General features: G+C 69.7%; 20 protein-coding genes and 1 pseudogene. 14 read left to right on the top strand and 7 right to left on the bottom strand.

Annotated features, from left to right (window positions below):
• The first annotated feature begins 23 nt into the window (after window positions 1-23).
• Window positions 24-761 (top strand): two-component system response regulator CseB, encoded by a 738-nt coding sequence (gene cseB, locus C6N31_RS17960; protein WP_198357824.1) that lies wholly within the window; start codon window positions 24-26, stop codon window positions 759-761.
• A 127-nt stretch (window positions 762-888) separates the two neighbouring features.
• Window positions 889-2,064 carry a sensor histidine kinase gene (locus C6N31_RS17955; RefSeq protein ID WP_232485361.1) on the top strand — a complete coding sequence of 392 codons (1,176 nt, stop codon included), beginning with the start codon at window positions 889-891 and terminating at the stop codon, window positions 2,062-2,064.
• Window positions 2,065-2,131: 67 nt separating this feature from the next.
• On the opposite strand, the gene C6N31_RS17950 is transcribed toward C6N31_RS17955, so the two are convergent.
• Window positions 2,132-2,551 (bottom strand): MarR family winged helix-turn-helix transcriptional regulator, encoded by a 420-nt coding sequence (locus C6N31_RS17950; protein WP_138354593.1) that lies wholly within the window; start codon window positions 2,549-2,551, stop codon window positions 2,132-2,134.
• Between the two features lie 61 nt (window positions 2,552-2,612).
• Between C6N31_RS17950 and C6N31_RS17945 the strand changes: the two genes are divergently transcribed.
• Window positions 2,613-3,383 (top strand): alpha/beta fold hydrolase, encoded by a 771-nt coding sequence (locus tag C6N31_RS17945; protein ID WP_138354594.1) that lies wholly within the window; start codon window positions 2,613-2,615, stop codon window positions 3,381-3,383.
• A 250-nt stretch (window positions 3,384-3,633) separates the two neighbouring features.
• Window positions 3,634-4,287 (top strand): hypothetical protein, encoded by a 654-nt coding sequence (locus C6N31_RS17940; protein WP_138354595.1) that lies wholly within the window; start codon window positions 3,634-3,636, stop codon window positions 4,285-4,287.
• A 53-nt stretch (window positions 4,288-4,340) separates the two neighbouring features.
• On the opposite strand, the gene C6N31_RS17935 is transcribed toward C6N31_RS17940, so the two are convergent.
• Window positions 4,341-5,171, bottom strand: a complete 831-nt coding sequence (locus C6N31_RS17935; protein WP_138354596.1) for a helix-turn-helix transcriptional regulator — start codon at window positions 5,169-5,171, stop codon at window positions 4,341-4,343.
• Window positions 5,172-5,274: 103 nt separating this feature from the next.
• On the opposite strand from C6N31_RS17935, the gene C6N31_RS17930 reads away from it, so the two are divergent.
• The 5 genes from C6N31_RS17930 (at window position 5,275) to C6N31_RS17910 (ending at window position 9,360) form a co-directional block, all read left to right on the top strand.
• Window positions 5,275-5,985 carry an SDR family NAD(P)-dependent oxidoreductase gene (locus tag C6N31_RS17930; RefSeq protein WP_138354597.1) on the top strand — a complete coding sequence of 237 codons (711 nt, stop codon included), beginning with the start codon at window positions 5,275-5,277 and terminating at the stop codon, window positions 5,983-5,985.
• 608 nt (window positions 5,986-6,593) lie between these two features.
• On the top strand, window positions 6,594-7,310 hold the full coding sequence (locus C6N31_RS17925) for a transglycosylase SLT domain-containing protein (protein ID WP_138354598.1): 717 nt from the start codon (window positions 6,594-6,596) through the stop codon (window positions 7,308-7,310).
• Between the two features lie 625 nt (window positions 7,311-7,935).
• A complete protein-coding gene (locus C6N31_RS17920) occupies window positions 7,936-8,244 on the top strand; it encodes a hypothetical protein (RefSeq protein ID WP_198357823.1) in 309 nt (102 codons plus the stop codon).
• A 173-nt stretch (window positions 8,245-8,417) separates the two neighbouring features.
• Window positions 8,418-8,999, top strand: coding sequence for an HhH-GPD-type base excision DNA repair protein (locus C6N31_RS17915; protein ID WP_198357822.1), 582 nt, complete (start codon window positions 8,418-8,420; stop codon window positions 8,997-8,999).
• A gap of 28 nt (window positions 9,000-9,027) precedes the next feature.
• Complete coding sequence (locus tag C6N31_RS17910; RefSeq protein ID WP_244808958.1) at window positions 9,028-9,360, top strand: VOC family protein; 333 nt, start codon at window positions 9,028-9,030, stop codon at window positions 9,358-9,360.
• 45 nt (window positions 9,361-9,405) lie between these two features.
• Here C6N31_RS17910 and C6N31_RS17905 read toward each other — a convergent pair whose 3' ends face one another.
• The 3 genes from C6N31_RS17905 to C6N31_RS17895 all read right to left on the bottom strand — a co-directional run bounded on the left by C6N31_RS17905 (window position 9,406) and on the right by C6N31_RS17895 (window position 11,277).
• The gene (locus C6N31_RS17905) at window positions 9,406-9,594 is read right to left on the bottom strand and encodes a DUF4236 domain-containing protein (RefSeq protein WP_138354602.1); all 189 of its coding nucleotides are present in this window, start codon (window positions 9,592-9,594) and stop codon (window positions 9,406-9,408) included.
• 166 nt (window positions 9,595-9,760) lie between these two features.
• On the bottom strand, window positions 9,761-10,765 hold the full coding sequence (locus C6N31_RS17900) for a zinc-dependent alcohol dehydrogenase family protein (RefSeq protein WP_138354603.1): 1,005 nt from the start codon (window positions 10,763-10,765) through the stop codon (window positions 9,761-9,763).
• A gap of 89 nt (window positions 10,766-10,854) precedes the next feature.
• The gene (locus C6N31_RS17895) at window positions 10,855-11,277 is read right to left on the bottom strand and encodes a nuclear transport factor 2 family protein (protein ID WP_198357821.1); all 423 of its coding nucleotides are present in this window, start codon (window positions 11,275-11,277) and stop codon (window positions 10,855-10,857) included.
• Between the two features lie 89 nt (window positions 11,278-11,366).
• Here C6N31_RS17895 and C6N31_RS17890 point away from each other — a divergent pair, with 89 nt between their 5' ends.
• Window positions 11,367-11,945 carry a TetR/AcrR family transcriptional regulator gene (locus tag C6N31_RS17890; RefSeq protein WP_138354605.1) on the top strand — a complete coding sequence of 193 codons (579 nt, stop codon included), beginning with the start codon at window positions 11,367-11,369 and terminating at the stop codon, window positions 11,943-11,945.
• 40 nt (window positions 11,946-11,985) lie between these two features.
• Here the strand turns inward: C6N31_RS17890 and C6N31_RS17885 are convergent, their stop codons facing one another.
• Entirely contained in the window at window positions 11,986-12,174 is a 189-nt protein-coding gene (locus tag C6N31_RS17885; RefSeq protein WP_138354606.1) for a hypothetical protein, read from the bottom strand.
• A gap of 229 nt (window positions 12,175-12,403) precedes the next feature.
• Window positions 12,404-12,988 (bottom strand): annotated as a pseudogene (locus C6N31_RS17880) (methyltransferase domain-containing protein); the annotation flags it as partial.
• A 238-nt stretch (window positions 12,989-13,226) separates the two neighbouring features.
• Between C6N31_RS17880 and C6N31_RS17875 the strand changes: the two are divergent.
• From C6N31_RS17875 to C6N31_RS17860, 4 genes are all read left to right on the top strand, one after another.
• The gene (locus C6N31_RS17875; protein ID WP_138354608.1) at window positions 13,227-14,249 is read left to right on the top strand and encodes a DNA-directed RNA polymerase subunit alpha; all 1,023 of its coding nucleotides are present in this window, start codon (window positions 13,227-13,229) and stop codon (window positions 14,247-14,249) included.
• Window positions 14,250-14,506: 257 nt separating this feature from the next.
• Complete coding sequence (locus tag C6N31_RS17870; RefSeq protein ID WP_138354609.1) at window positions 14,507-14,833, top strand: hypothetical protein; 327 nt, start codon at window positions 14,507-14,509, stop codon at window positions 14,831-14,833.
• Window position 14,834: 1 nt separating this feature from the next.
• Window positions 14,835-15,155 carry a hypothetical protein gene (locus tag C6N31_RS17865; protein ID WP_138354610.1) on the top strand — a complete coding sequence of 107 codons (321 nt, stop codon included), beginning with the start codon at window positions 14,835-14,837 and terminating at the stop codon, window positions 15,153-15,155.
• A gap of 142 nt (window positions 15,156-15,297) precedes the next feature.
• Window positions 15,298-16,407: an alanine racemase gene (locus C6N31_RS17860; RefSeq protein WP_198357820.1), complete on the top strand. Its 1,110-nt coding sequence runs from the start codon at window positions 15,298-15,300 to the stop codon at window positions 16,405-16,407.
• Window positions 16,408-16,541: the final 134 nt, after the last annotated feature.

Raw genomic sequence — 16,541 nt, 5'->3', positions numbered from 1 at the left:
CGAATCGATCTTCAGGTGACGTGATGCGACAGCGCGACAGCACACCGGCGGGACACCACGGCGGCTCCCCTGCCACGGTGCGTGTTCTGCTGGTGGAGGACGACGAATCGATCCGCAGGTCCGTCGGTATGGCGCTGGACCGCTACGGATACGAGGTGTCGGCGGCTCCTGACGGCCTGACGGGCCTGGAGATGTTCCGGGACGGGGAGCACGACCTGTTGCTCCTCGACATCATGCTGCCGCACCTCGACGGCATCGGACTGTGCCGCAGGATCCGCGAGACGAGCCAGGCGCCCATCCTGATGATGTCCGCCCGCGGCGACTCGATGGACGTGGTGGCGGGACTGGAGGCGGGCGCCGACGACTACATCGTCAAACCCGTCGACACCACCGTCCTGGCGGCGCGGATCCGCACCCTGCTGCGCCGGGCCACTTTCACCGGTCACCCCACGAGCGACGACCGGTCCGTCGACGACAGCGTCCTCACCTTCCGGAATCTCACCGTGAACACCCGCGGCCTGGACGTGCACGTCGACGGCCGTCCGCTCGCCCTCACACCCACCGAACTGCGGCTGCTCCTGGAGTTCGTGGCCGCGCCGGGCGTCGCTCTGCAACGGCAGACCCTGCTGCGCGAGGTGTGGGACTACGGCTGGGACGGCGACATCCGGGTGGTCGACCTCGCGGTACAGCGGCTGCGCAAGAAGATCGGCGCCGATCACATCGAGACCGTCCGCGGCTTCGGCTACAAGTTCCGGCGCTGACATGAGACAGACGACGGACCCCGCCGCCCCCGACACCCTTTCCGACCCCGCCCCCGTTCGCAGTGCGCTGCGACGCTTCGCCGATCCGCGATCCCTGCGCTGGAAGGTCGCCGCGGCGGCCTGCGCGATGGCGCTGGGCATCGGGATCCTGGTGCACCAGACAACCCAGAACCGCTCCCTGGGCATCGCGCGCGCCGGCGCCGTGGAGGACCTGGGCAAGGCCGAGACCGCGTTCCGGGCCGGGCAGCCCCCGCAGAGCCATCCGGCGACGGGCGCCTACTACCGGATGGGTGACGAAGTACCGGACGAGCTGCGGGACCGGATCGGTTCCGGTGCAGGCCCGGTCATCTGGTACGACACCCGGCACCCGCTCCGGGGGTACGCGATGTGGGCCGGAAGCCGCGTCAACGGCACGCTGCTGGCCGTCAGCGTGGACATGGGCGCCGAGCAGCGCAGCCTGGAGGCACTCGACCGGCACATGCGGTACGCGGCCCTGGCCATGCTCGCCGTCGTCGTGCCCCTCACACTCCTCGCCGCCGAACTGCTGCTGCGCCGGCTGCGCCGCATCGCCGGCACCGCCCGCCGCATCAAGCGCGGCGACCTCGACGCGCGGACCGCGGGCCGCGGTCATGACGAGATCAGCGAGATCTCCTCGGCCGTCGACCTCATGGCGGATGCCCTGCGGGAACGGCTGCGTGGCGAACAGCGCTTCACCGCGGACGTCGCCCATGAACTGCGCACCCCGCTCACCGGCCTCGTCACCTCCGCCTCCCTCCTCCCGGAGAGCGAGCCCACCGACCTGGTGCGCGACCGCGTCCAGGTGCTCCGCGCCCTGGTGGACGACCTCCTGGAGATCTCCCGGCTGGACGCGGGAGCGGAGCGGGCGGACGCCCAACCGGTGCCGCTCGGCGAGCTGGTGACCGATTCCCTGCGACGTACGGGTTTGGAGACGCGGGTCTCGGTGACGGGTGATCCGGTCACCGCGACCGATCCGCGCCGCCTCGACCGGATCGTCACCAACCTGATCCTCAACGCGCACCGGCACGGTGGACCGCCGGTCGAGGTCACGGTCGACGGCACGACGATCGTCGTACGCGACCAGGGTCCCGGCTTCCCCCCGGAGCTCATCGCCCACGGACCACAGCGCTTCCGTACAGGAGCCGCGGAGCGCGGGCACGGCCACGGGCTCGGCCTCACCATCGCCCTCGGCCAGGCGCGCGTCATCGGTGCCCGCCTCACCCTGGCCAACGCCGACCCGCACGGAGCCGTCGCCACCCTCGAACTGCCGGACCAGGACGGCTGATCGGCAGTGACCGGTCGAGGCGTCGGTTCGAGGCGTCGGCCGTCCGGCGTCCGTGGAGCGGCTGGGGCTACGCGCCCGGATCGCTGTCGATGCGCCCCAGCAGGTCGAGCAGGGTGGTGCGGTCGGTGGGGGACAGGGCGGCGAAGCACGTGGCGAGGACTTCGTCGGCGATCCGATGCCCTGCCGCCAGGGTCTCTTCGCCGGCGGGGGTGAGGTAGTGCTCGATGCGCCGGCCGTGGCCCGGCCTGCGCTCGATCAGGCCGAGGGCCGCCAGCCGGCCGGCGAGCGTCCCGAACGCCTGCTCGCTCTGGAACGTCGCCGCGGCCAGTGGCCGGGCCGCGGCTCCGGGCGTGCGGCTGATCGCGCGGAGGGCGTCCCACTGGGCCAGCGTCGTACCGGCGGCGGCGAGCCGGCTCTCGAGTGCCCGGTGCTGCTTGTACTGGGCCTGCTTCACCGCTCTTCCAAGGACCTGCAGTTCATCGGGCATGGACTCAGTCTAGAGCATGACCAAGCTTGTTTATATAAACATCCTTAGTTAGAGTGAGGGCATGCCAACGAACCACACGGTTGCCGTGTACCCCGACCTGTCCATCACCCTCGCCGAGGCCGGCTCCGGCCGCCCCTGCCTGATCCTGCACGGTGGCGGGGGGCCGGCCACGGTCGCCGGACTCGCGGACCACCTCGCACCGACCATGCACACCATCACGCCCACCCACCCCGGCTGGAACGGTGCCCCTCGCCCCGCGTGGCTGACCGGTATCGACGATCTCGCCCTCGCCTACCTGCACTGCCTCCAGGACCTCAAGCTCCGCGACGTGCTCGTCATCGGCTCCTCGCTCGGCGGCTGGACCGCCGCCGAAATGGCCGTGCGCGACACCGCGGGACTCATCACCGGACTGGTCCTGATCGACGCCGCCGGAGTGCACGTCGAAGCCGAGCCGATAGTCGACTTCTTCGCGCTCGACGCCGCCGGCGTCGCCGAATACGCCTGGCACGACTCGGACCGCTTCTACGTCGACCCCGCCGACGTCCCAGCCGAGCGACTCGCGCTTCAGCAGGCCAACATGGCCACCATGCGCGAACTCGCGGGCGACCCCTACATGCACGACCCCAAACTGCTCCGCCGCCTGCGGCGCGTCGACGTCCCCACGCTTCTGCTCTGGGGAGAGAGCGACCGCGTCGTCACCCCTGCCTACGGCGAGGCGTATGCCGAAGCCTTCGGCAACGGCCGGCTCCAGATCATCCCCGAAGCAGGTCACCTGCCGCAGCTGGAGCAGCCGGCAGCCACCTTCGCGCTGATCGACGCCTACCGTCGCTGATACGTCGGCAACCGGGGTCCGTGTACCCGGAGTTGATCTCGACGGCGCCAGGCGGAAAGTCTCGTTTCCCGCCTGACCGCCCCCCGCCCGGGGAAGGATGTCGCACAACCGCACGGGTCGAGGGGGAGGACGGAGAATGGGGATCTTCGGGCGCAAGGGACGGCCTGCGGACACACGGCCGCTGGACACACCGCAGGACGCACCACGGGACACACCGCAGGACGGGCCCCAGGACGCACGCCCTCAGTCGATGTCGCAGGACACCCGGCCCCAGGGGGCGCTGCGGCCGGTGGGGCCGCAGGACGCACCCATGCCCGGCGGTGATGACGACGACGGGTCCCGCTGGATCTACGAGGTCGCGGGGGAGTACTCGTCGGAGACCTGGGCGCCACGGGAGTCGATCCGCCGCTGGTGGCGGGTGGACCGTGACGGTAACGAGCTCGAAGGGCCCGTGGAGAACGAGAACTTCGGGCCCCCGCAGAACGACCTGCGCCGCGCGACCGACCCCGACGGCCCGCTGAGCTGGCTCCCCGACCCGGAGGCGACGGTGCGCGGCTGGCTGTCGGTCGCGCTCGACCGGATCGGCGAGGGCATCGAGGTGCACTGGCTCCAGGTCACCGGAACACCGCTGGTCCTCGCCGGCCACGACGTCTCGGACTTCGCCCCGCCCGACTTCGACGGCACCCCGCCGCCGCGCATCGGCGTCGCCGTCCCGGTGGGCTTCGGCGCTCAAATGGCCGGGCATTCCCTCACGGTGCTGTGGGGCCTGCTGCTCTGGGTGACGGTCAGCGAGGATCCGGCCGCCGACCCCAAGCAGAACGTCTGGCTACGCCACGAAGTCGACGCCGAGCGTGCCGACGAGCTCCTGCGTATCGTCCTCCAGGCGCCGGACATACGTTTCTGACGCCGCGTCCGCCGAAAGGCCGGTGGGGGCGGGTGAGGACCGGTGCGGAGCCGCTATCCGGTGAGTGTCTGGGTGCCGAGCACGGCGAGGAGGGCAAGGCGTTCGGCGTCCGGGGTGCCGGGCTCGGCGGTGTAGATCATGATGCGCAGATCGCTTCCCGCGACGCTGAGGATGTCGCAGTCGAGCGTCAGGGCACCCACCTGCGGGTGATCGATGGTCTTGCGCGCGGCCTCGTGCCGGCCGACGGCTCCGCCGTCCCACAGCTCGGCGAACCGGTCACTCTTCGCGCGCAGCTCCGCGACCAGCCGCCGTACCCGTAGGTCCGCCGGATACCGGCCCGCGGTCGCCCGCAACGCCGTGACCTGCGCGATTTCGAGTGCGCGCTGGGACTGCGGTGTGTGGCGGACGCGGCCGGGCGGGCCGAGGAAGGTGCGCCACACCGCGTTGCGCTCGTTGCCGTGCAGCTCGCCCATCAAGGCCACGTACAGAGGGTTGGCGAGCAGCAGGGTCCACGCCGCGTCCGAGACCGCGACGGGCGTCCCGGTCAGCCGGTCCAGCATCCGCTGGACGCTGGGTGTGATGTAGGCGGGCACCGTGCCCTGGCCCGGTGGCACCAGCCCGGCGGCGTGGAACAGATGCTCGCGCTCGGCCACGGACAGGCGCAGCGCCCGGCCCAGGGCCTCGACGACCTGTTCCGAAGGGTTGGTCGCCCGGCCCTGTTCGAGGCGGGTGACGTAGTCGACCGAGACCCCGGCCAGCAGGGCGAGCTCCTCCCGGCGCAGCCCGGCCGCGCGCCGATGGCCGCCGGCCGCCAGCCCTGCCGCCTCCGGGGAGACCCGGTCGCGCCAGCGCCGCAACGTGTGCCCGAACTCCGTGGTCGCCATGAACCCCACTGTGCACCGCCCGGCCCGGATCGTCCTGGTACTGGGAGTCCCAGGAAAACGGGACTCCTGGCTCGCCCGTGCGGCTGTGCCGCAGCGTGGAGGCATGACAACAACACTGATCACCGGAGCGAACAAGGGTCTCGGCTTCGAGGCCGCCCGCCGGCTCATCGCCGCGGGACACACCGTCTACCTCGGCAGCCGGGACGCCGAACGCGGCCGCCGGGCCGCCGAGCAGCTCGGTGCGCGCGCGATGCAGCTCGACGTCACCGACGACGCGTCCGTGCAGGCCGCGGTGAAGGCCGTCGAGGCCGACGGAGGGCTGGACGTACTGATCAACAACGCCGGTATCCAGGAGGAAATGCGGGACGGCACCGTCGTGATCGATGCATTGGGTCTGACCGCGGACGTGATGCGGAAGACATTCGAAACGAACGTCTTCGGCACGGTGCGCGTCATCCACGCTTTTCTCCCGCTGCTGCAGCGTTCCGCCGCCCCGGTCATGGTCAACGTCAGCAGCGGCCTGGCCTCGCTTTCCCTGGTCACCACCCCGGGAACCCCGACGCACGCCTACCCGGGCGTGGCCTATCCGGCGTCGAAAGCCACGGTCAACATGATCACGGTGCAGTACGCGAAGGCGTTCCCGGACATGCGGATCAATGCAGTGGAGCCCGGCTTCACCAAGACCGACCTGAATGCGCACAGCGGCATTCAGAGCGTTGAGCAGGGCGCCGAGATCATCGTGCGCATGGCCCAGCTGAGCCCTGACGGCCCGACCGGCGGGTATTTCGACGCCGAGGGGACTCTTCCCTGGTGAGAGACCTTCCCTGATCGCGGGCTGTTTCCCGGAGTGCGCCACCGCGCCGGGGACAGCCCGTCCGCATGAGTGAGCCAGTGGGCACCGAAAGTCACGTCGCCCCGCTATCGCTCCTCCTATTACTCGTCTTTGTTCGGTCCGACCGGCTGGCCGGCTGTCCGGTCCCGAAAAACAGAAGGGGCCGGCCTTGAGCCGGCCGGATCTTTCGCGCCCGGCGTACGCAATGCCTGGATCAAAGGGGATCGGGATGGGCGGGCGAGGGCAGGCCATCGCCGAATAGAGGCTGTTTCGGTGGCCTGGAAACCCCGCATCGAGTGAGCCCGGGCACAGGACCTACGTCACGTCCGAAGCCGCTTAGTGGACGTATTTCCCTTCCCTTTCGGGCCGCGCACAGCCCCGACGGGTGCCTTTCGGCTCTGCTTACTAAGACGGGTAGTAAGCGAGGTCTTTGCCATCGCCGGCGGGCCGCGTTAACCATGGTTCGAGCAGCACGAACATGAGCGCAGCGCCCTCTCGACACATCAGCGAGACCGGGCCCGCCACCTGCTCCGCACGCCGCCGCTACGGCCGGCCGTCCCCTGATCCCGTCTGGAAGAGGTTCATACCGCATGCCCGCACCCACTCAGCTCTCCTCCCTGCGCACCTTCCGCCCCTCCAAGCGCTTCAAGATCTCCGCTGTCGCGCTCACCGCCGCCGGCTGCACCACGGCCCTCGCCCTCGCCGGCACCGCCACCCAGAGCACCTCCGCGCTCCCCGCCATCAACGTCGCGAAGGTCTCCGCCGACGGCCAGGCCGGCACCAAGGTCCAGGCGCTCACCAAGGGAGCGGCTGTCAGCTCCTACCCGGCCTACGTCGGCAAGCCCGCCGCTGCGAAGGACGCCTCGCGCGACCTCACCAAGGGACCCGCGAAGGCCAAGCCGGTCGCCGCCGCCCAGCACAAGGCCAAGCCGGCCGCTAACCGGTCGACCGTGCGCAAGCCGGTTGCCGTGTCTGCCCCGAAGTACTCGAACAACCTGGACGGTTGGATCCGCGAGTCGCTGGCCATCATGAAGTCCAAGGGCATCCCGGGTAGCTACTCCGGCCTGCACCGCAACATCATGCGCGAGTCCAGCGGCAACCCGAACGCCGTCAACGACTGGGACATCAACGCGATCAACGGCATCCCGTCCAAGGGCCTGCTCCAGGTGATCCAGCCGACCTTCGACACCTACCACGTCGCCGGCACCGCCAATCGCCTCACCGACCCGGTCGCCAACATCACCGCCGCCGCCAACTACGCGGCGCACCGCTACGGTTCGATCGACAACGTGAACTCCGCGTACTGATCAACCCAGCTCACCCAGCTCCACCAGATCACCAGCCCCCTCGGCCCACTCGGCCGAGGCCGGCCCGAACCGGTCGTCGCCGGCCTCTCCCAGGCGTGTTCCTGGGAGAGCACCCAACTGGTCGGGCCGAAAAGGGCACATGGATTGCCGGCTATGCGAGCCAGAGAGAGCTGCGCCGGTGACGCGCCGGCGGTATGTCCACCGCATCCGCGGCGTCGAGTGCGAGTTCGCCGGTGGTGGAGTTCACCAGTCCCAGGAGAGTCCCTACTTGGGCTCGCAGCCGCTGTCGTGCCCGGCGTTCCTCCTCCGCGGACCACCGAGCGACGGAAGGGTCCCGACAGCTTCGAGCCCACGAGTAGACCTCCACCGTGCGCCGGACCATGCGCGGGTGGGGCCTTCTGGACTCATGCGTCGCATCGCTGAAGGTGCGGGCGCTGTACCTGAGGTCGTGGAGAACCACGGAACGCCACGGGTGTTCAGGCCGGCAGTCGGGTGACTTCCCGCTGTGGTGCAGGGGAACGTGGTGGTGGGCGGTGCGTGCCACGGGGCTCCGTTCGCAGCAACCGCCAGGTATCTCCTGGCGGGCTACTTGAAGCCCGCCGGCCCTGTTGAACGTGTGTTTCTCATGCCCGGAACCTTATCCCGCCGGTTCTGCGGGCAGGGATGCTGCGGGTCTGCCGGACTGACGCCGGGCGCCCGCTTCACCGTCGATTCCCGCCGGCTGGACGAGAACCACGCGAAAATCCGCAAGGTCTGGGACGGCCTCGGCGGCGGCGAATGGCCGGACGAGGCCCAGTGGCGGACGCTGCGCGCCGCGGACGAGCTGACCACCGAGAAACTGGCCGGACTGACCGCATCCGAGCACGGGACCGACACGGTCACCGTCATGCTCCCGATGCCGGGAATCCGCTTCCTGCGGCTGTCGAAGAACTGACACCGACCACCGGACCCGGCGCGCCCGACGGTGTGCGGCGCCCGCACTCCGGGGCCGGCCGGCCCTGACACCGGCCGGCCCCGGGGGGAAAACAGTCCCCGCCTGCCGCCGCCCCTGGGCTTGCCCGGTGCGCCGACCGTGCGGAATGCCCGGGTGGGGGCGAAGCTGGAGATATGGAGATCACGACGCGGCTGGCCCAGCAGCCGGAGGCCGACGAGCTGCTCGGCCGCAGTCCGCTGGCGGCGCTGGTCGGCATGCTGCTGGACCAGCAGGTGCCGATGGAGTGGGCCTTCTCGGGGCCGTACACCATCGCCCAGCGGCTGGGGGCCGATGACCTGGACGCGCATGCCATTGCCGCGTACGACCCGGACGCCTTCGCGGCGCTGCTGTCGGAGAAGCCGGCCGTGCACCGTTATCCGGGATCGATGGCGAAACGGGTCCAGCAGCTGTGCGCGTACCTGGTCGAGCACTACGAGGGGGACGCCTCGTCCGTGTGGACGGGCGCGGATACGGGCGCGGAGCTGTTGGGGCGGCTGAAGGCGCTGCCCGGCTTCGGGGAGCAGAAAGCGCAGATCTTCCTGGCACTGCTGGGTAAGCGGCTGGGCGTACGGCCGAAGGGGTGGCGGGAGGCGGCGGGCAAGTACGGGCCCGCCGGGGTCTACCGGTCCGCCGCCGACATCACCGGACCGGAGTCACTGGCGAAAGTACGGGCACACAAGCAGGAAATGAAGGCGGCAGCGAAGGCCGCCAAGTGAGGATCTGATCATGATCAATGGTGTTCATGTGGTGATCTACAGCCGGGATGCCGAAGCCGATCGCGTGTTCTTCCGCGATGTGCTGGGTTATCCGCACGTGGATGCGGGCGGCGGATGGCTCATCTTCAAGCTGCCGCCCGCCGAAATCGCCGTGCACCCCACCGACGGCCCGGAGCGCCACGAGCTCTTCCTGATGTGCGACGACGTCACCGCCAGCGTGGAGGAACTGACGGCGAAGGGCGTCACGTTCATCCAGCCGGTGACCGACCAGGGCTGGGGTCTGATGAGCATTCTGCAACTGCCCGGAGGTGGCGAGGTCGGGCTGTACGAACCCCGTCACGAACGAGCTCACGAGCTCTGACCCTGCGTGGTCACCGCGCCGGCGAACGCCGCCGCGCCGCCCGGTTCAGTCGCGCGTGTCGGTGTGGCGGTAGCCGAAGGGACCCGGGAGGTCCGTGGACGTGGTCCTTCTGCCGGTGGTCGACCAGGTGCGATGGCCGCCCTTCGAACCGAGGGTCAGGGAGAGCGACTTGCGGTTCACGTTGAGGCGGACGCCGGGGAAGATCCGGAACGACTTGCGGAAGGTGATGGGCATGGGGGCCTCCTCGATCGGTGTTGTGTGCGTCGCCTGCCCCAAGAGGCCTTGTTCTACCTCCTCATGAGAAGAATTTCGAGCACCCGGACGCACACGCGGACGCACCGCACTCACCTCCCGTTGCCGGGAGGTGAGTGCGGTTGGCGTCAGGTTGTCGCGGGTTGTCTCAAAGAGTGATGACGACCTTGCCGAAGGCCTTGCCCGAGGCGTAGAACCGGTAGGCGTCGGGGGCTTCCTCGAAGGTGAACTCCCGGTCGATGACCGGATGGATCCGGTTGACCTGCAGTGCGCGGTTCATCGCGAGGAACTGGTTGCGGCTGCCGACGGCCACGGTCCGCAGGACGGCGCCGGAGGCGAACAGTACGCCGGGGTCCAGGGGTTGTGCCGTGCCGGAGACGAAGCCCACGCAGGCGACGTGACCCGCCACCGCCACCGCCTTGAGCGACTGCTCCAACAGGCCCGCCACGTCGACCACGCGGTCGGCGCCCCGGCCGCCGGTCAGCTCCACGACCTTGGAGGCCCAGTCGGGCGTGGACCGGTAGTCGATGACCTCGTCCGCGCCGAGTTCGATGAGGCGCCGCGCCTTGTCCGGGCTGCTCGTCGTCGCGATCACGCGGGCTCCGAGTGCCTTGGCGAACTGGAGCGCGAACAGCGACACGCCGCCCGACCCCTGGGTCACCAGGGTCTCGCCCGCCCGCAGGCCGATGCCGTCACCTGTCAGCGCGTTCCAGGCGGTGACCCCGACACAGGGGAGTGCCGCCGCTTCCTGGTAGGAGAGGTGATCGGGGACCGGGACGAGTGAGTCCTCGCTGATCAGCGCGAGCTCGGTGAGCATGCCGTCGAGGGAGCCGCCGCGCTGTGGCAGATGCTGAAGGCCGAACGGGCCGTCCTGCCAGCTCGGGAAGAGCGTCGCCGCGACGCGGTCGCCGATCTTCACTCCGTGTACTCCCGGACCGAGCGCCACGACTTCGCCGGCACCGTCCGACACCGGGATCACGTCCGGTTTCACCGGTAGGACGTAGTTGCCTCGCAACACCATCAGCTCGCGGTTGCTCAGCGAGACGGCCTTGACGGCCACCAGGACCTGTCCGGTGCCGGGGACCGGGTCCGCGTGCTCCTTGATCGACAGGCCTTCTATGCCGGCCCCGCTGTTCACGTGGTAACTGCGCATGGTGTTCTCCATCCATCCATTCGTTCTGTGGCTTGCGGAGCTCAGCTGTCGGTCTCGGTCTGTCGGTCCCGGTCGTCGGCAGGTGGGGCTCAGCCGGCGAGTCGGTCGAGTGCGGCGGGCCCGTCGAGCCCGTCGACGGCGAGTGGTACGTCGCCGGTGGTCTTGCTGTAGCCGAGGGCCTCGACGATCAGGCCGTTCCGTACGTGCATGAGGTTGACGCCGCGGACGGAGTCGGCCGGTCCGTCGCCGAAGCGGTAGCGCCAGCGGATCGTCGCCCGTTCACCGGCGATGACGACGTCTTCGGGCTCGAACTGGGTGGTGCGGTCCTCGGCGACGGTCTGCCAGAACTCCAGGCATGCGGCGCGGCCTTCGTAGCGGGCGCCGTCGGGGGCCGGCTGGTTGGCCTCCATCACGCAGTGGTCGTCGATCAGGTCGGCGAGTACGGACCCGTCGTGGTGGATGAAGGAGTGGTTGAAGCGGTCGATGACTTCGGCGGTGGTGCGGAACGACATGCCGTAACCCCTCAGAAGTAGAACGATTGATCTACCCGGACCATATAGACCGGTTGATCTACTCGTCAATGGGTGGCAGGCTGGCACTTATGACGACTCGCACCGCACCGGGACCTCGCGAACGCCTCCTGGAAGCCGCCCAGCGGCTGACCTACAGCCAAGGCATGGCCGTGGGCGTCGACGCACTGCTGAAGGAGGCGAACGTGGCCCGGCGCTCCCTCTACGAGCACTTCGGCGGCAAGGACGGACTGATCGCCGAGGTCCTGCGGCGGAGCACTGCCGAGGACGAGGCCGCCTACCACCAGGCCATCGAGGCGGCGGGCGATGACCCTCGTACCCGTCTGCTGGGCGTCTTCGACGGCATCGCCGCCGCCATTGACCGGCCCGACTTCCGCGGCTGCCGCTATCTCGCCGCCGATCTCGCCCTGACCGACCCCGACCACCCGGGACACGCCATCACTCGTGCGTACCGCATGCGGGTGCAGCAGCTCCTGGAGCACGAGCTCCTCGCGCTCGGACACCCGCGGCCCGTGGCTGCGGCCGGCGAGCTTCTGCTGCTCATCGACGGCGCACTGGCGGCGGGGGTCACCCGCCCCGCAACGCATCCCGCGGCCTCCGCCCGACGGCTCGCCGAGCACGTCCTCGACGCCCGGCCGGCGGCCGCCTGACGAGGACGCGGGCCTGGCGGGCGTATTGGTCGCCAGGTGGTTACCGGCCGCCTTCGTACTGCCGCAGCCGGCGCTCCAATGCTTCTCGGTGCGCCCGTTCACCGCTGAGTTGGCGGCCGAGGACGATGGCCCGGTACTCCTCCGTACGGGCCCACTCGTTGCCGCAGTCCGCGCGCCGTTCATTCACCTGGCTGGACTCGTCCGAGAGGCTCAACAGGGTTGCCTGCACGCGGCCAGAAAATGAACTACGTGGTGCAGGGAATCCTTACGCAGTTGCCGACCGCGCTGATCATCGGCGCGGCCGGGCTGGCAATGCGGAAGGTCAAGGGAAAGGCGCGGCTTCGCAAGAGCCGCGGTAGGAGCGGGGGTGGCCGGCAGGAGCGACGGTTGATGGCGCCGTTGATCCGGAGAGCGGCCGGCGGGATCACCGGCGGGCCCGTCGGCCCGCCGGGTTCGGATCACGAGGACGGAAGCCTCGCGGCCACTCCGAACATGGTCACGGACATGTGCAGCGCGCCCTCATCGGCAGCTGCGGTGAGATCGGCGTACAGCGCGTCCCGCTGCTGCTCGGAGATCAGCTCCTCGCGCAGCGCGGACTCGCCGAGCATGCGGATGAGCTGCCAGTTGACCTTGGTGTTGCTCTGGATCAGTGCCTGGGAGCCGACGTCGGTGATCTCCAGCCCCGCCGTGGCCAGTTGGCCGACGAGTTGCCGTCCGGCGTGCGGATTCGCGGAGGCCGTCAGCGCGCGGCGCATCAGCGCGGCGACGACCTCGGGGTCGCCGGGGTGCAGGAGCGCGGTCGCCCAGTCCGTGTCGAGCAGGACGACGCGCCCGCCCGGCCGCAGGACGCGGACGATCTCCCCGACCGCCTTCGCGGGCTCGGTGAGGTGCTGGAAGACGCGCTCGCACCACACCACATCGGTGCCGGCATCGTCGAGCGGCAGCGCCACCGCGTCACCCGCGACGAACCGGGCGGCGTTGCCGGCCGCGGCCGCGCGGAGTTCCGCGGCCTCCCTCAGCCCGTCGTGCGGTTCGACCCCGACCGCCTCACCCGACCACCCTGCCGTATCGCACCGACATTCGAGTCCTGGCGGCCCTTACATGGCCGGTCCGGAGCCTGGCGGCCGTCCCGAGCGCCTGGCCGGAAGAAGCCGGAAGAAGAGGGATAAACCTTCCGGAGCCGCCGACGCCAGCACGGCGCGGCTCGGCGGAGCGCTGACGCCAGTAAAGTCACGGGTGGTGGCGCCACGTCGGGGCGCCGGAGTATGGAGGATTTTTCCTGTGCTGATCGCTCAGCGTCCGTCGTTGACCGAAGAGGTCGTCGAGGTGTGGCGTTCACGGTTCGTCATCGAACCGCTGGAGCCGGGATTCGGCTACACCCTGGGGAACTCGCTGCGCCGGGCGCTGTTGTCGTCGATCCCCGGTGCCGCTGTCACCAGTATCCGCATCGATGGCGTTCTCCATGAGTTCACCACCGTGCCGGGCGTCAAGGAGGACGTGACCGACATCGTCCTGAACATCAAGCAGCTCGTGGTGTCCTCGGAGGAGGACGAGCCGGTGGTGATGTACCTGCGCAAGCAGGGCCCGGGTGTCGTGACCGCCGCCGACATCACGCCTCCGGCCGGTGTCACGGTGCACAATCCCGACCTGGTGCTGGCCACCCTGAACGCCCAGGGCAAGCTGGAGGTGGAGCTGACCGTCGAGCGTGGTCGCGGCTACGTCTCCGCCGTCCAGAACAAGCAGCAGGGCCAGGAGATCGGCCGTATCCCGGTCGACTCCATCTACAGCCCGGTGCTCAAGGCCACCTGCACGGTGGAGGCGACCCGTGTCGAGCAGCGCACCGACTTCGACAAGCTGATCGTCGACATCGAGACCAAGCAGGCGGTGCTGCCGCGTGACGCCCTGGCGTCGGCCGGCAAGACCCTGGTCGAGCTGTTCGGCCTGGCCAGCGAGCTCAATGCCGATGCCGAGGGCATCGACATGGGCCCGTCCCCGACGGTTGCGGCCCTGGCCGCCGATCTGGCGCTGCCGATCGAGGAGCTGGATCTCACCGTCCGCTCGTACAACTGTCTCAAGCGTGAGGGCGTCCACTCGGTGGGCGAGCTCACGGCGCGTTCCGAGGCGGACCTGCTCGACATCCGCAACTTCGGCGGGAAGTCGATCGTCGAGGTCAAGATGAAGCTGGCCGGTATGGGTCTGACCCTGAGGGACAGCCCGCCCGGGTTCGACCCGACCGCCGCCGCCGACGCTTTCAGCGCCGACGAGGACGGGAACACCGGGTTCCAGGAGACCGAGCAGTACTGACCGGACGACCGGATTCCCACCGGTCTCGGCCCTGCCGCCCGAAGAGAGCTTCTGGTGGCAGGGCCGGGACGGTGGGCAGCGTCCAGCAGATTCGAGCCCGTGTGGGCGTCCGGCCAGAGGGCCGGTGCACCCGGAGCGGCGCCCAGGCCGAGGCGGCCGCCTCCGCGCCGCGCCGTGCCGCGCCGTGCCACACCGGCAGGAGACGCCCGTTCGGTCCGCTGCGCGCAACCGCAGGGCCCCGCGATACCTTCTCCGGCATGGATCCGCTCACGTTCGACTACGGGGATTTGCACCTGCGCGTGGACCGGGGGGTGTTCGAGCTCTTCAACCTGGCCTCCGCCGAGCACACGTTCCGGGTTCCGCTGCGCTGGCTCGGGGCCCTGGTCCACTACAAGAAGCCGGAGAAACCCGGTCAGTTGCTCTTCGGTGTCGTCCGCGATCCGAGCGCTGCGCTCTACGGCACCGACCGGCTCGCCTTCAGGTTCGCCAGTTCGCCGGCGGTCCAGGTGCCGCCCGACGACGAGATGTTGTTCCGCACGTACTTCACCGACGTGGCCACGCTCGCCGACCGACGGATGGGCTGACATGGAATCAAGGGTCTTCGAGCACGGTGACGTGCATCTGCGGGTCGACCACGGCATCTTCGAGGTGTTCCGGCGCAATCACATCATCGGGTCGTACCGGTCCCCGCTGAGCTGGGTGAAGGTGCGTGCCGAGGCGCGCAAGGGCGGCGTGACCCGGCTGCATTTCGGCAATGTCGAGCAGCTCGACGAACCGATCTACGCCAGCACGACGAGTTCCCGGCGTCTGCTGATCACCGTCGACCTCCCCACCACCGACGAGCCCCTCTACCGCGCCTTCTTCACCGAGCTCGCCCACCTCTCCGATCGTCCCATCGCCTCGTAGCGGCAGGGGAGTCCACCGCAGGCACGGCGGGCCGTTTCTCGCTGCATTCCGGCCGGTTCTGAACGGACGTCGGACGGTGCCCGTACTTGCCGACAGTTTCACTGCTGCGCGTCGCGCAGTCGGGAGAGGGAGGTCACCGGTCATGGCGCTCACGCTCTACGTCGACCCCGTGCGCTGGAGGGCGCATCAGGATGTGGTGACCCGGCAGTTCCCCGGGATGGTCCCGGTCGTCAGGGGCAACGGATTCGGCTTCGGCCACGAGGCGCTGGCCGAGGAGGCCAAGCGCCTGAAGGCGGACGTCATCGCCGTCGGTACGACCTACGAGGCAACCCGGATGAAGGACGTCTACAGCGGACGGGTTCTGGTCCTGTCGCCGTACTGGCGCGGTGAGCAGGCCCCCGCGCTGCCGGGGCGGGTGATCAGGTCGGTGTCCTGCGTCGAGAGCCTGCGCGGTCTGAGGGGAGCCCGTGTCGTCGTCGAGGTGGTGAGCAGCATGAAGTCGCCGGGCGTCAGTGTGCACGACCTGCACCTGCTGCGGTCCGCTCTCGAGGACGTCATTCTGGAGGGGTTCGCCATCCACCTGCCGCTGAACCGGATCGGCGGCCCGGACGCCGCCGGGGAGGTCATGGCGTGCATGGAGCAACTCCGCGCCGCGGGCCTGCCCTTGCACACCATGTTCGTCAGCCATCTGGAGGCCGGGGAACTCGACCAGGTGCAGAGGCAGTTCCCCCACACGCGCATCCGCGCCCGCATCGGGACCCAGCTGTGGCTGGGCGACCAGGAGGCCACTCAATTCCGCGCGTCGGTCCTGGAGGTCAGGCCGGTCGTGAAGGGAGAGCGCTTCGGTTTCCTGCAGGGCAAGGTGCCCTCCGACGGCTGTCTGGTGGTCGTCACGGGCGGTACCTCGCACGGGGTGGGCCTGGAAGCCCCGAAGGACCTGCACGGTGTGGTGCCCCGGGCCAAGAACGTGGCCCGCCTCGGTCTGGCCACCGCCAATCACCACCTCTCGCCCTTCGTCTGGGCGGGCAGGCGGCGCTGGTTCGCGGAGCCGCCGCACCTGCAGGTCTCCGTCCTCTTCGTGCCGCAGGACGTCCCGCGGCCGAAGGTGGGCAGCGAACTCGTGGCGCGCCTGGGGCACACCGTGACCCGCCCCGACCGGGTCGTCGACTGCTCGTCCCAGGCGTGGCCCGCTACGTCCGACCTCGCTACGACCGCGTCGGCCGACTTCGACCGAGCCTGTGAGGTGGTCTGAGATCGCGGGCCACGGCAGGCCATGGCCACGACGGGCCGAATGAACCCACCGAGGACGTCAGAGCCAGTGTGCCGGGGGACAACGCGCGGACCGACGCTCCCGGCCGCGCCCGTATCAAGGGGAGCCCCGTGACC

It is taken from the genome of Streptomyces fildesensis (assembly GCF_016107395.1).
In the GTDB taxonomy this organism is placed as follows: Bacteria; Actinomycetota; Actinomycetes; order Streptomycetales; family Streptomycetaceae; genus Actinacidiphila; species Actinacidiphila fildesensis.
Note: the sequence above shows the minus strand (reverse complement) of the source record. Positions and strands in the feature narration are given on the sequence as shown.

Excerpts from the sequence above, each read along its gene's own strand:
- C6N31_RS17925 (WP_138354598.1), top strand. The coding sequence starts at position 6,594 with ATGCCCGCACCCACTCAGCTCTCCTCCCTGCGCACCTTCCGCCCCTCC.
- C6N31_RS17940 (WP_138354595.1), top strand. The coding sequence starts at position 3,634 with ATGTCGCAGGACACCCGGCCCCAGGGGGCGCTGCGGCCGGTGGGGCCG.
- C6N31_RS17915 (WP_198357822.1), top strand. The coding sequence starts at position 8,418 with ATGGAGATCACGACGCGGCTGGCCCAGCAGCCGGAGGCCGACGAGCTG.
- C6N31_RS17905 (WP_138354602.1), bottom strand. The coding sequence starts at position 9,594 with ATGCCCATCACCTTCCGCAAGTCGTTCCGGATCTTCCCCGGCGTCCGC.
- C6N31_RS17945 (WP_138354594.1), top strand. The coding sequence starts at position 2,613 with ATGCCAACGAACCACACGGTTGCCGTGTACCCCGACCTGTCCATCACC.
- C6N31_RS17895 (WP_198357821.1), bottom strand. The coding sequence starts at position 11,277 with ATGTCGTTCCGCACCACCGCCGAAGTCATCGACCGCTTCAACCACTCC.
- C6N31_RS17870 (WP_138354609.1), top strand. The coding sequence starts at position 14,507 with ATGGATCCGCTCACGTTCGACTACGGGGATTTGCACCTGCGCGTGGAC.
- C6N31_RS17950 (WP_138354593.1), bottom strand. The coding sequence starts at position 2,551 with ATGCCCGATGAACTGCAGGTCCTTGGAAGAGCGGTGAAGCAGGCCCAG.
- C6N31_RS17900 (WP_138354603.1), bottom strand. The coding sequence starts at position 10,765 with ATGCGCAGTTACCACGTGAACAGCGGGGCCGGCATAGAAGGCCTGTCG.
- C6N31_RS17865 (WP_138354610.1), top strand. The coding sequence starts at position 14,835 with ATGGAATCAAGGGTCTTCGAGCACGGTGACGTGCATCTGCGGGTCGAC.
- C6N31_RS17920 (WP_198357823.1), top strand. The coding sequence starts at position 7,936 with ATGCCCGGAACCTTATCCCGCCGGTTCTGCGGGCAGGGATGCTGCGGG.
- C6N31_RS17930 (WP_138354597.1), top strand. The coding sequence starts at position 5,275 with ATGACAACAACACTGATCACCGGAGCGAACAAGGGTCTCGGCTTCGAG.
- C6N31_RS17955 (WP_232485361.1), top strand. The coding sequence starts at position 889 with ATGGCGCTGGGCATCGGGATCCTGGTGCACCAGACAACCCAGAACCGC.
- C6N31_RS17935 (WP_138354596.1), bottom strand. The coding sequence starts at position 5,171 with ATGGCGACCACGGAGTTCGGGCACACGTTGCGGCGCTGGCGCGACCGG.
- C6N31_RS17890 (WP_138354605.1), top strand. The coding sequence starts at position 11,367 with ATGACGACTCGCACCGCACCGGGACCTCGCGAACGCCTCCTGGAAGCC.
- C6N31_RS17860 (WP_198357820.1), top strand. The coding sequence starts at position 15,298 with ATGGCGCTCACGCTCTACGTCGACCCCGTGCGCTGGAGGGCGCATCAG.
- cseB (WP_198357824.1), top strand. The coding sequence starts at position 24 with ATGCGACAGCGCGACAGCACACCGGCGGGACACCACGGCGGCTCCCCT.